Source organism: Pseudomonas sp. Marseille-Q5117, assembly GCF_946901175.1.
GTDB lineage: Bacteria > Pseudomonadota > Gammaproteobacteria > Pseudomonadales > Pseudomonadaceae > Aquipseudomonas > Aquipseudomonas iranensis.
The window spans coordinates 131696-144758 of the sequence record NZ_CAMPPP010000013.1; the positions used below are offsets into that span (position 1 = coordinate 131696).

The following is a 13063-nucleotide window of genomic DNA, read 5'->3' on the forward strand; positions in this document are numbered from 1 at the left end:
CAAGACCCGGCGCAGACGATGGTGTAAGCTCTCAAACTCTTCGGAATCGAACCTTGCGAGCCTTATGCCGTTGCTTTTCAAACGTTCTCTGCTGCCTAAACTGCGCAGCTTCGCGCTGACCGCCGAGGCGGTGAGCATTCTGTCCAGTGCTGCCGAATTCCGACGCTGCCTGCTCGAGCAAATCGCCGCAGCGACCCAACGCATTTACATCGTCGCGCTGTATCTGCAGCAAGACGAAGCCGGCCAGGAAATCCTCGATGCCCTGCACGCGGCCAAGCTCAAGCGGCCCGAGCTGGAAATCGCCGTGGTGGTCGACTGGTTGCGCGCCCAGCGCGGTTTGATTGGCGCCGGCAAGCAGCCGGGCAACGCCGCCTGGTATCAGGACATGACCCGCACGCACCAGAGCGAAGTGCCGATCTACGGCGTGCCGGTGCAGACCCGCGAGCTGTTCGGCGTGCTGCACCTCAAAGGCTTCGTGATCGACGACAAGGTGGTTTACAGCGGTGCGAGCCTGAACAACGTCTACCTGCACAAACTCGACAAGTACCGTTTCGACCGTTACCACGTGCTGCGCAGTCGCGAGCTGGCGGATTCGATGCATCACCTGGTCAAGCATGGCCTGATCGAATCGAAAGCCGTGCACCGCCTCGACCTGCCCAACCTGCCGACTACCCGCAGCCTGCGCAACGACATCGGCGACCTGCGCAGCCGTCTCAAGTACGCGACTTACGACACCGGGGCCGGCAGCACCAGCCGTGAAGGGCTGTCGGTCACGCCACTGCTCGGCGTCGGCAAGAACAACCCGCTGAACCGGGCGATTCTCGAATTGATCGCCAGCGCGCAAAAGCAGCTGACCATCTGCACGCCGTACTTCAACCTGCCACTGGGCGTGATCCGTGAAATCAACCGAGCGCTGGCCCGGGGTGTGAAGATCGACATCGTGGTTGGCGACAAGACAGCCAATGACTTCTACATTCCGCCGAGCGAACCATTCAAGGTGATCGCCGCGCTGCCGTATCTATACGAGATCAGCCTGCGCCGCTTCGCCAAACGCCACCAGCACAGCATCGACAGCGGTCAGTTGAACCTGCACCTGTGGCGCGACGGTGACAACACCTATCACCTCAAAGGCATGTGGATCGATCAGCGCTACACCTTGCTGACCGGCAACAACCTCAACCCACGGGCGTTTCGCCTCGATCTGGAAAACGCGCTGCTGATCGACGATCCGAAAGGCGAATGGCTGGAGCCAAGGGCGAACGAGCTGGAGAACATCTTCCGCCATACCACGCGGATCGACAGCTTCCAGACCCTGGAGACACTGCCGGATTACCCGGCAGGGGTGGCGAAGTTTCTCAAGCGGGTGAGTCGGGTGAGGATTGAGCGGTTGCTTTACAGGATTCTCTAGAGCGTCCGGAATTGCTTTCGCGAGCAGGCTCGCTCCCACAGGGAAATGCATTCCAACTGTGGGAGCGAGCCTGCTCGCGAAGGGGCCAGACCAGAGGCTAAAAAATCAGTTCAGACCCAACTTCCCGCGCATCATCGACAAATCCTCCGCCAGCGTATTCACCGGCCCGACCAGCGCCTTGCGGTCGTTGTCTTTCACTTTGTCGTAGGTCTCAAAGCCACCATCCGCAGTCTTGTACTTGGCCAGAATCCGGTCGACCGTGGCGAAGTTCTTGTCGACTTTCGCTACAAACGCCTTGTCCTGCTGTTCGATCTGCGGGCGGAACAGATCGACGATCTTCTTGGCGCCGTCGATATTGCCCTGGAAGTCATACAGATCGGTGTGGCTGTAGCGGTCTTCCTCGCCGGAAATCTTCGTCGCTGCGACTTCTTCCACCAGCGCAGCAGCGCCGCCAACGACTTTCTCCGGCGGGAAGGTCAGACCGGCCACACGGGTTTGCAGATCCTGCACGTCCTTGTTCAAACCGTCGGCCAATGCATCCAGGCCCTTAGTGGACTTCTCCGCGAACAACGAATATTCGATGCGGTGAAAGCCAGTGAAGTCTTCAGCCTTCACGCCTTTTTCGTGGTCGTCGACGCGCGAGTCGATGGACGCATCGAGATCGCTGAACAGCTCGGCAATCGGCTCGATCGACTCGTAATACACCCGCGTCGGCGCGTAGAGCTTCTGCGCGGTCGCCAAGTCGCCTTTCTTCACTGCGTCGGTGAACTGCTGGGTGTGGCTGGCCAGTTCATCGAGCTTTTCGGTCACGTAGATCTTGTAGTCCGACACCGGCCCCACCAGATCCAGCGGCGCAGTCGCGGCGAACGCCGCTAACGGGGTGTTGAGCAAACCAAGGGTCAGCAATAACGCGAGTGGCGTTTTTTTCATGGGGCGGCTCCAGTGTCGGTTGGGTGTCATGCGGTTTTGTTTTGGGAGGTGGCAGCCAGTAACGAGCGACCGATGAAATCGTCATCGCCGGTAGCGCCGGGCAGGGTGAAGAAATAACCGCCGCCGACCGGTTTGAGATATTCCTCAAGCGGCTCGCCATTGAGTCGGGTTTGCACGGTGATAAAGCCTTTTTCCAGATCGGCCTGGTAGCAGATGAACAGCAGGCCCATGTCGAGCTGGCCGTTCTTGTTGACGCCGTTGGAGTAGTTGAACGGCCGACGCAGGATCAGATTGGCCTGGGTCGCGGCGGTGCGCGGGTTGGCCAGACGAATGTGCGCATCGAGCCTGGTCAGTTTGCCGGCGGGGTCCTTGCTGTAATCCGGCACTTCGCTTTCCTTGTGGCCGCCGATGGGCGCGCCGCTGCTCTTGACCCGGCCGAGAATGCTTTCCTGCTCCTGCAACGGCGTGCGATCCCAGCGCTCGACGAAGTTGCGGATGATGCGCACCGCTTGATAACTGCCGTGGGCAGCCCAGGCCGGTTCGTCACTGTCCGGTTGTACCCAGACAATCCGCTCCATCGCCTTGGCGTCGTTGGAATCGGGGTTGGCCGAGCCATCGCGAAAACCGAGGAAGTTGCGCGCCGACTGCGCCGGTACGCCGGGTTTGGCCGGCGCTTGCGGCGGGACGCTGCCTTCCTGTTTCCAGCGCACCAGCAGCAGGTCAGGCAGGTTTTTTACGATGTCGCGCAGGGCGTGAATGTTGGTGTCGGCGGTGTTGGCGCAGAACTGCAGACTGAGGTCGCCATGGCAGCAGTCGGCGTCCAGCGCATCGTTGGGAAAACCGACCATGCGTTGCAGACGCTTGGGCTTTGCCGCCGCCAGACCGAAGCGCTCGTCGAACAGCGAATCGCCGACGGAAACGGTGATGGTCAGGTTGTCCGGGGTGACCACCGGGCCGAGGATGCCAGAGTCCAGCGGCGGCAGTTTCGGATCAACCTGCGCGACCGGGCCGCCCTTCATCAAAAACGCGATGCGTTCGTTGAGAGTGCGGAAAAGCCGCTCAAGGTCTTCGCGATCGCTGGCCAGCACATCGAACGCCACCAGCATCCCGGAGGCCGGGCGCGGGGTGACGATGCCGGCCTGGTGCACACCGTGGAAGTCGTGGCGGTCTTCAGTCTTGTCGCTGCTCGGCGCTTCGGTGACTTGCGCCGGTACGGCGGCCATGGCCGGGCAGCTCAGCGCCGATCCGGCAAGGGCGACACCGGCGGCGCCCATGCCCATCAGCACGCGACGTCGTTGCAGGTTGAGAGGTTCTGAATCGTTCATCTGTCGTGGTCTTCTGCTTACAGGCCGGAAAGGCCGAGGGCGGGGTCGATGCCATCCATTGCCGCGGCCAGAGCCTTGGCTTTGGCGGCGATCTGCTGGCGTTGCGCGGCGGTCACGGCGTCGTAACTGACGTAGCCATCGGCGGATTTGAACGCGTTGAGCTGGTTGTCGAAGTCACTCATGGCCTGGTCGACATTCGCCAACACGTCAGCGGAGGATTTGCTCAGCATCGGGCGCAACAGGTCGACGACCTTGCGCGCGGTTTGCGCGTTGGCGGCGAAACCGTTGAGATCGCTGTGGCTGTAGCGTTCTTCCTCGCCGCTGCCGGCGCGCACATCGGCGAGGCTGCTGAGGTTGCGCACGAGAATGTTGACCAGTTGCTCCGGCGGCAGCGACTGCGCGAGCAACTGTTGCTTGAGGGTGGTGACATCTGCGAGCAAGCGCTGGGCAATCGGCGCAACCTCGTCGAGTTTGCGTTGCTGGAACAGCGCGTGTTCGAGGCGATGGAAGCCGACAAAGGCCGGATCCTGCTCACGCTTCTCGAAATAATCGGCGCGGGCATTGATCTGATTGTCCAGCTCGGCCAGACGCTGCGCCGCCGGCGCCAGACGCTGATAGGCTGCACGCGCCGGCAGGTACAACGCTTGCGCCTGCGCCAGATCGCCATTGGCGATCGCCTGATTCAGCGCCGTCGCCGCTTTGATCAACGCGCTGCCCTGAACGGCCAGATACACGCGAAATTCCGACAGCGGCCCGACGAAAGCCACCATCGATGGCTTGGCCTTGGCGGCGGCATCGGAAGCGGCCGTCGGTGTGACGTGCAAAGTACCGCGCGGGTTGCTGAGCAGGCCGCAAGTGATCGCATAGTCGCCCGGTTGCAGGTTGGCGTTGATCACTTGGCTCAGGCCCGGCGCGATGTTTTCCCGCTCTTCGACCACCAGCACGCCGTCGAGAATTTCCCACTCGACCGCACGCTCGGAGCGGTTGACGATGCGGAAACTGGCGCGGCCGGCCGGCACCGTCAGGGCATTCGGCTCGCAACTGTGGGGATGGATGTTGACGACGATTTCGTCGTGGTTGTGCTGACGCTTGGCGGCGGCCATGTTCGAGGCGTACCAGAACAGCCCGCCGGCGGCGACCATCAGCAGCACCGAGCCGGCCAGCGCCCAACGCAGGGCCGGAGGGGTTTGGGTAGTAGACATGAAGGGCCTTATTGGCTGGAAACGGAAGTGGTTGGCGTCGCCTGGCGAGGCGCGGGCATGAAGAACATCACCAGTGCCAGCAGCAGATAAATCAGGTACGCGCCCAAGGTGCTGACGGTCGGCGCATCCTGATAACCGAACATGCCGGCCAGCACCGAGCCCAGCGGGCCGTCCATCGGCAGCGTCGCGCTGAAGTCGAACAGCACCGTTTGCAGGTGATTCCACAGCCCGGCTTCATGCAGCGCCTGCACCGAGTTGGCGAGAATCCCGGCGGCGACCACGAGGATGAACAATCCGGTCCACTTGAAGAACGCCGAGAGATTGAGGCGCATGCTGCCGCTGTAGATCAGGAAACCGACGATCACCGCCAGGACCAGGCCGAGCAGGGCGCCAATCGGCGCGCCCGGGCCTTCGCTTTGCTGGAACACGGCAAGCAGGAAGAACACCGTTTCCAGGCCCTCGCGAGCGACGGCGAAGAAAACCATGGCGATCAATGCAATCACCTGATGCCTGGATTGGGTCAGCGCTTGATCCAGCGAGGCTTGCAGCGAGTGCTTGATCGACCGCGCGACCTTGCGCATCCAGAACACCATCGAACTGAGAATGCCCACGGCGACCAGACCGACCACGCCTTCGAACAACTCCTGCTGCTTTTGCGGGAATTCAGCACTGACCAGCTCCAGGCCACCGCCGACCAGCAGGGCAAGGGCAGCGGCGAGGAAGACGCCGATCCATACCGCTGGCATCCATTGACCACGGCCGGTCTGCTGCAAATAACTGGCAATGATGCCGACGATAAGCGCGGCCTCGATGCCTTCGCGCAACATGATCAAAAAGGGAACGAGCATTGGCGAGCCACAGCGATTTAGATAGGAGGCTAAGTTGTAACATAATGACACTCATTCCCAAATGGCATTCATTGACATTTAGCTGAACCTTAGCTGAACAACTGTCATTCCTGCTCGCGAATGCGGTATGCGTGTGACATTTGTTTATCTGACACACCGCCTTCGCGAGCAGGCTCGCTCCCACATTGGCCCTGCGGTGACTTCAGCAGCTGGGTTAAGATGCCCACCACCCAAAAAACAACAAGGCTCACCTCGCTCCATGGCAGAAAAAGACACCATTGCCATTCAACTGGTGCGCGAAGCGCTGCTGCAAAGTTGCGCCCCGGGCGCGGCGACGGATGAGGCATTGAGCAAGGTCGGCATCGATCCGGCTTCGTTAGCGGCCGATGAGGGCAGGGTGCCGGCCTCGCAATACGCCAGACTCTGGCGCCTGCTGGCACGACGCGGTGATGACGAGTTCTTCGGCATGGACCCACGCCCGCTCAAGTCCGGCAGCCTGGCGTTTTTGTGTCGCAGCGCCATGGCGCAACCGACGCTGGCGTCGGCGCTGGATACCGGTCTGACGTTCCTGTCGCTGATGCTGGAAAACCTGCCGGCGCAACTGGTGCATCAGCAGAGCCTTGCGGAAATCGTCCTGCTCGAAGACGACGCCGAGCCGCGCCGCGCCTTTACCTATTTCACTTACTGGATGATCGTTCACGGCGTCGCGTGCTGGCTGGCCGGGCGGCGGATTCCGATTCTCGCCATTGAACTGCGCTGCGCCGAACCGGATTTCACTGATGACTATCGGGTGATGTTTTCGGAAAACCTGCGTTTCGAACGCCCGCGAACACGAATGATCTTTTCCGCCGATTGTCTTGATCTGCCGATCAAGCGCAGCGCTGAAGAACTCAAGCGCTTCCTGGCCCAGGCGCCGGCGAACATTCTGGTCAAGTACCGCGACCCCGACAGCCTGGCCAGCCGGATCAAGCACGATCTGCGGCAAGTGCCCGCGGCGCATTGGCCGGAAACCGAGGCGCTGGCTCAGCAACTGTGCATGTCCGCGTCGACATTACGCCGGCGTCTGGCTGAGGAAGGGCAGACCTATCAGGGCCTCAAGGACAGTGTGCGCAAAGAGCTGGCGATCACCTGGCTGGCAGAGCCCTCGATCAGTTTCGTCGAGATTGCTGCACGGCTGGGTTTTGCGGATGCCAGTTCGTTCTACAAGGCGTTTCGCAAATGGTCCGGGTCGAACCCGGGGCATTACCGCACCCTGATCCTCAATGAGGTGGTCTGACCCGACGCCTTCGCGAGCAGACTCGCTCCCACATTTTTGAAATGCGGTCTCCTGTAGGAGCTGCCGAAGGCTGCGATCTTTTGATCTTGTACTTGATGGTAAAAATCAAGATCAAAAGATCGCAGCCTCGTTGCACTCGTCAGCTCCTACAGGGGATGCGGCCCCAACCCCTTGGCCAAACCAGTCAGCCACTTTGATAACTTTGACCATTGCCCCGAGCCCCGCGCGGCGCGACTATCCCTGTGTTGTTTACGGTTCCCAGCCTAATAAAAACACCGAGGGATTCTGGCAATGCGCGATTACTTGTCTGCCACCGAACAGTTCGATTATCAGCACACCGTCGATGCGTCGCTCAGCGGCACGCTGGCGGCACTCAACGCCTGCATCGAATGTTGCGACCGCCATGCCTTGCCTGGGCGAATTGCGTTGTTCTGGGAAGGTCGCGACGGCTCAAGTGCGACTTACACCTTCACTGATCTGCAAGACAAAGCCGCGCGTTTCGCCAATTTCCTCCTCGCCGAGGGTGTGCAGAAGGGCGACAAGGTCGCCGGCCTACTGCCGCGCAACGTCGAATTACTCATCACTGTGCTCGCCACCTGGCGCATCGGCGCGGTGTATCAGCCGCTATTCACTGCATTCGGGCCGAAAGCTCTCGAACATCGCCTGAACAGCTCCGGGGCGAAGGTCGTGATCACCGATGCGGTCAATCGCCCCAAGCTCAATGAAGTCAGCGCATGCCCGACCATCGTCACCGTTGGTGGCGCCAAAGGTCAGGGCATCGTTCGTGGTGATTTCAGTTTCTGGGCTGAGCTGGCCAACCATTCCAATGTTTGCGAACCGGTGTTACTGACCGGCGAAGACCCGTTCCTGCTGATGTTCACCTCGGGCACCACGGGGCCGGCGAAAGCGCTGTCAGTGCCGCTCAAAGCCATCGTCGCTTTCCAGAGCTACACCCGCGATGCGGTGGACCTGCGTCCTGAAGACGCGTTCTGGAACGTCGCCGATCCGGGCTGGGCCTATGGCATTTATTTCGGCGTCACCGGGCCGTTGGCGCTGGGCCACCCGATTACTTTCTACGATGGCCCGTTCACCCTCGAAAGCACCTGCCGGGTGATCAACAAATACGGCATTACCAATCTCACCGGCTCGCCCACTGCCTATCGTTTGTTGATTGCCGGTGGCGAAGAGTTCGCCAGATCGATCAAGGGCAAACTGCGCATCGTCAGCAGCGCCGGTGAGCCGCTGAACCCGGAAGTGATCCGCTGGTTCGCTGACAACCTCGAGGTGGTCATTCACGATCATTACGGCCAGACCGAACTGGGCATGGTGCTGTGCAACCACCACGGCCTCGAGCACCCGGTGCATGTCGGCGCCGCTGGTTTCGCTTCGCCGGGCCATCGCATCGTCGTGCTCGATGAGCAATACAACGAACTCGGCGTCGGTCAGCCGGGCATTCTTGCCATCGACCGCCCGCAATCGCCGATGTGCTGGTTCGGCGGCTACGAAGGCGCGCCGACCAAGGCCTTCGTCGGCGACTACTACCTGAGCGGCGACACCGTGGAATGGAACCCGGACGGCAGCATCAGCTTTGTCGGCCGCAGTGATGACGTGATCACCACTTCGGGCTACCGCGTCGGCCCGTTCGACGTGGAAAGCGCGCTGATCGAACACCCGGCCGTGGTCGAGGCGGCGGTCGTCGGCAAGCCCGACCCGGAACGCACCGAACTGGTCAAAGCCTTTGTCGTGCTGAGCGCGCAGTACCGCGCCGTGCCGGAGCTGGCCGAAGAGCTGCGCCAACACGTACGCAAGCGTCTGGCCGCGCATTCGTACCCGCGTGAAATCGAATTTGTCAGCGAATTGCCCAAAACCCCGAGTGGCAAATTGCAGCGCTTTATCTTGCGCAACCAGGAAATCGCCAAGGCTCAAGAGGCCGCGGCGCACAACGTTTCAGCTTGAATCCAAGGAAACACCGTCATGCAGATCGAGAACAAGGTTTTTATCGTCACCGGCGGCGCATCAGGCCTCGGTGCCGCGAGCGCGGAATTGCTGGTCAGTGCCGGCGCCAAAGTCATGCTGGTTGACATGAACGCCGAAGCCGTCGCCGCTCAGGCGCAGCGCCTGGGTGCGCAAAGCGTGGTTGCCGACATCAGCAATGAGGCGGCTGCCGAAGCGGCGGTGCAAGCGACGATCGCCGCGTTTGGCAGCGTCAATGGCCTGGTCAATTGCGCCGGCATCGTCCGTGGCGAGAAGATCCTCGGCAAAAACGGCCCGCACGCACTCAGCAGCTTCGCGCAAGTGATCAACGTCAACCTGATCGGCAGTTTCAACATGCTGCGCCTCGCCGCTGCGGCGATTGCCGAAAGCGAAGCCAATGCTGATGGCGAGCGTGGGGGGATCATCAACACCGCCTCGGTCGCAGCGTTCGACGGTCAGATTGGCCAGGCTGCGTACTCGGCTTCGAAAGGCGCGATCGCCAGCCTGACCCTGCCGGCCGCCCGCGAACTGGCGCGCTTCGGCATCCGCGTGATGACCATCGCACCGGGCATTTTCGAAACGCCGATGATGGCCGGCATGACCCCGGAAGTGCGCGACTCGCTGGCCGCCGGCGTGCCATTCCCGCCGCGTCTGGGCAAGCCCGCCGAATACGCCGCGCTCGTGCGCCATATCATCGAAAACAGCATGCTCAACGGCGAGGTGATCCGTCTCGACGGCGCCTTGCGCATGGCCGCCAAGTAAGGAGGATTAGTCATGACTATGTCCAATGATCCGATTGTTATCGTCAGCGCCGTCCGCACACCGATGGGCGGTTTTCAGGGCGAGCTGAAAAGCCTCAGCGCACCGCAACTCGGCGCGGCGGCGATCAAGGCTGCGGTCGAACGCGCCGGTGTCGCCAGTGATGCGGTTGATGAAGTGCTGTTCGGTTGCGTACTGCCTGCCGGCCTCGGCCAGGCGCCGGCACGTCAGGCTGCGCTGGGCGCCGGGCTGGATAAATCGACGCGCTGCACCACGGTCAACAAGATGTGCGGCTCGGGCATGCAAACCACCATCATGGCCCACGATATGCTGCTTGCCGGCAGCGCCGACGTGGTGATTGCCGGCGGTATGGAAAGCATGTCCAACTCGCCGTACCTGCTTGATCGCGCCCGCGCCGGCTATCGCATGGGCCATGGCCGCGTGCTCGATTCGATGTTCCTCGACGGCCTCGAAGACGCCTACGACAAGGGCCGCCTGATGGGCACCTTCGCCGAGGATTGCGCCGAGGCCAACAGCTTCAGCCGCGAGGCGCAGGACGCTTTCGCCATTGCCTCGACCACCCGCGCGCAACAGGCGATCGAGGACGGCAGCTTCAAGGACGAAATCGTCCCGCTGACGGTGACTGTCGGTAAAGAGCAGGTGGTCATCAGCAACGATGAACAGCCGCCGAAAGCCAAACTCGACAAGGTCGCCTCGCTGAAACCGGCGTTCCGCGACGGTGGCACGGTCACCGCAGCCAACTCCAGCTCGATTTCCGACGGCGCGGCGGCGTTGGTGCTGATGCGCCAGTCCCACGCGCAGCAACTGGGCCTCAAGCCGCTGGCGGTGATTCATGGCCACGCTGCGTTCGCTGATACCCCTGGCTTGTTTCCCACCGCACCGATTGGCGCGATCAAGAAACTGGTGAAGAAGACCGGTTGGGCGCTGGATCAGGTGGATCTGTTTGAAGTCAACGAGGCGTTTGCCGTGGTCGGCATGGCGGCGATGACGCACCTGGAGATTCCCCACGACAAGCTCAATGTGCACGGTGGCGCCTGCGCGCTGGGCCATCCGATCGGCGCCTCGGGGGCGCGGATTCTGGTGACGTTGCTCGCGGCGCTGCGGCAGAAACAGCTCAAGCGCGGCATTGCCGCGATCTGCATTGGCGGCGGAGAGGCCACGGCCATGGCTGTGGAATGCGTTTACTGAAGGCATCGCCGATCAACTGTGGGAGCGAGCCTGCTCGCGAAGACGTCGTTTCAGCCGGCACATGCGTGACTGACACACCGCTTTCGCGAGCAGGCTCGCTCCCACAGGGTTCTATGTCGTACTCAGATTTGAAGGAATCACCATGATCCCCAACGAAGACCAGACCCAGATCCGCGACATGGCCCGGCAGTTTGCCGAGGAGCGGCTCAAGCCGTTCGCCGCCGAGTGGGATCGCGAGCACCGTTTCCCCAGGGAAGCCATCGCCGAGATGGCCGAGCTGGGCTTCTTCGGCATGCTCGTCCCGGAGCAGTGGGGCGGCTGTGATACCGGCTACCTAGCCTACGCCATGGCCCTGGAAGAAATCGCCGCCGGCGACGGTGCCTGCTCAACGATCATGAGCGTGCACAACTCGGTCGGCTGTGTGCCGATTCTCAAGTTCGGCAATGACGATCAGCGTGAACGCTTCCTCAAACCATTGGCCAGCGGCGCCATGCTCGGTGCGTTCGCGCTGACCGAACCGCAAGCCGGTTCCGATGCCAGCAGCCTGAAAACCCGCGCGCGGCTGGAAGGCGATCACTACGTGCTCAACGGCTGCAAACAGTTCATCACCTCCGGGCAGAACGCCGGCATCGTGATCGTGTTTGCCGTGACTGACCCGAGCGCCGGCAAACGCGGGATCAGCGCGTTTATCGTGCCGACCGACTCGCCCGGCTACAAAGTTGCGCGGGTCGAAGACAAACTCGGCCAGCACGCCTCCGACACGTGCCAGATCCTCTTCGAAGATGTGAAAGTGCCGGTGGCCAATCGGCTGGGCGAGGAGGGCGAGGGCTACAAGATTGCCTTGGCCAACCTTGAAGGCGGCCGCGTCGGTATCGCCTCACAAGCCGTCGGCATGGCCCGCGCTGCGTTCGAGGCCGCGCGTGATTACGCCCGCGAGCGAGACACCTTCGGCAAGCCGATCATCGAGCATCAGGCCGTGGCGTTCCGCCTGGCGGACATGGCCACGCAAATTGCCGTCGCCCGGCAAATGGTGCATTACGCCGCAGCCTTGCGTGACAGCGGCCAACCGGCGCTGGTCGAGGCGTCGATGGCCAAGCTGTTCGCCTCGGAAATGGCCGAGAAGGTCTGTTCCATGGCCTTGCAAACCCTCGGCGGTTACGGTTACCTCAACGACTTCCCGCTGGAACGCATCTACCGCGACGTGCGCGTCTGCCAGATCTACGAAGGCACCAGCGACATTCAGCGCATGGTCATTTCGCGCAATCTCTGACAAGGAGTTTTTATTCATGACTTACGAAACGATTCTGCTGGAAACCCGCGACCGCGTCGGCCTGATCACCCTCAACCGGCCGCGGGCGCTGAACGCGCTCAATGCGCAACTGGTCAGCGAAGTGAACCACGCGCTCGATACGCTGGAAGCCGATGCGCACATTGGCTGCATCGTCCTCACCGGTTCGAAAAAAGCTTTCGCCGCCGGCGCCGACATCAAGGAAATGGCTGAGCTGACCTATCCGCAGATCTACATGGACGATCTGTTCAGCGACAGCGATCGAGTGGCCAACCGCCGCAAGCCGATCATCGCAGCGGTCAATGGTTTCGCCCTCGGCGGCGGCTGTGAACTGGCGCTGATGTGCGACTTCATTCTGGCTGGCGACAACGCCAGATTCGGCCAGCCGGAAATCAACCTCGGCGTGCTGCCGGGCATGGGCGGCACCCAGCGCCTGACCCGCGCCGTGGGCAAAGCCAAGGCCATGGAAATGTGCCTGAGCGGGCGCATGATCGACGCGGTAGAAGCCGAGCGTTGCGGCATCGTCGCGCGCATCGTGCCGAGCGATGAGCTGCTTGATGAAGCGCTGAAAGTTGCAGCGGTTATCGCCGGCAAGTCGCTGCCGATTGCGATGATGATCAAGGAGAGCGTCAACCGCGCGTTCGAGGTCAATCTGACCGAGGGTGTGCGTTTCGAGCGGCGGGTGTTCCATGCCGCGTTTGCGACGCAGGATCAGAAGGAAGGGATGGCGGCGTTTATTGCCAAGCGTGAGGCTGCATTCCAAGGCAAATAGTGTGTGACCTACCCTAGCCCTCTCCCCAAGGAGAGGGGACTGACCGCGTGATATGGGCAAATTACGCCGACC

At 61.8% G+C, this 13063-nt stretch carries 11 protein-coding genes; 7 read left to right on the forward strand and 4 right to left on the reverse strand.

Going from position 1 to position 13063, the window contains the following annotated elements; translation table 11 throughout:
• Window positions 1–64: 64 nt before the first annotated feature.
• Window positions 65–1408, forward strand: coding sequence for a CDP-diacylglycerol--serine O-phosphatidyltransferase (gene pssA / locus OC605_RS19865; RefSeq protein ID WP_186569685.1), 1344 nt, complete (start codon window positions 65–67; stop codon window positions 1406–1408).
• 105 nt (window positions 1409–1513) lie between these two features.
• Here pssA and efeO (OC605_RS19870) read toward each other — a convergent pair whose 3' ends face one another.
• From efeO (OC605_RS19870) to efeU, 4 genes are read right to left on the reverse strand one after another with little or no spacing between them, the layout of a single operon-like run.
• Window positions 1514–2338: an iron uptake system protein EfeO gene (gene efeO, locus OC605_RS19870; protein WP_262139012.1), complete on the reverse strand. Its 825-nt coding sequence runs from the start codon at window positions 2336–2338 to the stop codon at window positions 1514–1516.
• Between the two features lie 26 nt (window positions 2339–2364).
• Window positions 2365–3663 (reverse strand): iron uptake transporter deferrochelatase/peroxidase subunit, encoded by a 1299-nt coding sequence (gene efeB, locus OC605_RS19875; RefSeq protein WP_262139014.1) that lies wholly within the window; start codon window positions 3661–3663, stop codon window positions 2365–2367.
• Between the two features lie 17 nt (window positions 3664–3680).
• Entirely contained in the window at window positions 3681–4865 is a 1185-nt protein-coding gene (efeO, locus tag OC605_RS19880) for an iron uptake system protein EfeO (RefSeq protein ID WP_262139016.1), read from the reverse strand.
• 8 nt (window positions 4866–4873) lie between these two features.
• Window positions 4874–5713: an iron uptake transporter permease EfeU gene (gene efeU / locus OC605_RS19885; protein ID WP_122507337.1), complete on the reverse strand. Its 840-nt coding sequence runs from the start codon at window positions 5711–5713 to the stop codon at window positions 4874–4876.
• 259 nt (window positions 5714–5972) lie between these two features.
• Here efeU and OC605_RS19890 point away from each other — a divergent pair, with 259 nt between their 5' ends.
• The 6 genes from OC605_RS19890 to OC605_RS19915 all read left to right on the forward strand — a co-directional run bounded on the left by OC605_RS19890 (window position 5973) and on the right by OC605_RS19915 (window position 12991).
• Window positions 5973–6989 carry an AraC family transcriptional regulator gene (locus tag OC605_RS19890; protein ID WP_262139019.1) on the forward strand — a complete coding sequence of 339 codons (1017 nt, stop codon included), beginning with the start codon at window positions 5973–5975 and terminating at the stop codon, window positions 6987–6989.
• A gap of 291 nt (window positions 6990–7280) precedes the next feature.
• Entirely contained in the window at window positions 7281–8945 is a 1665-nt protein-coding gene (locus OC605_RS19895) for an AMP-binding protein (RefSeq protein WP_262139021.1), read from the forward strand.
• 18 nt (window positions 8946–8963) lie between these two features.
• Window positions 8964–9725, forward strand: coding sequence for an SDR family NAD(P)-dependent oxidoreductase (locus tag OC605_RS19900; protein WP_262139022.1), 762 nt, complete (start codon window positions 8964–8966; stop codon window positions 9723–9725).
• Window positions 9726–9737: 12 nt separating this feature from the next.
• Complete coding sequence (locus tag OC605_RS19905; protein WP_262139023.1) at window positions 9738–10931, forward strand: acetyl-CoA C-acyltransferase; 1194 nt, start codon at window positions 9738–9740, stop codon at window positions 10929–10931.
• A 142-nt stretch (window positions 10932–11073) separates the two neighbouring features.
• Window positions 11074–12201, forward strand: a complete 1128-nt coding sequence (locus tag OC605_RS19910; protein ID WP_130910508.1) for an acyl-CoA dehydrogenase — start codon at window positions 11074–11076, stop codon at window positions 12199–12201.
• 16 nt (window positions 12202–12217) lie between these two features.
• The gene (locus OC605_RS19915; protein ID WP_262139024.1) at window positions 12218–12991 is read left to right on the forward strand and encodes an enoyl-CoA hydratase; all 774 of its coding nucleotides are present in this window, start codon (window positions 12218–12220) and stop codon (window positions 12989–12991) included.
• The last annotated feature ends 72 nt before the right edge of the window (window positions 12992–13063 follow it).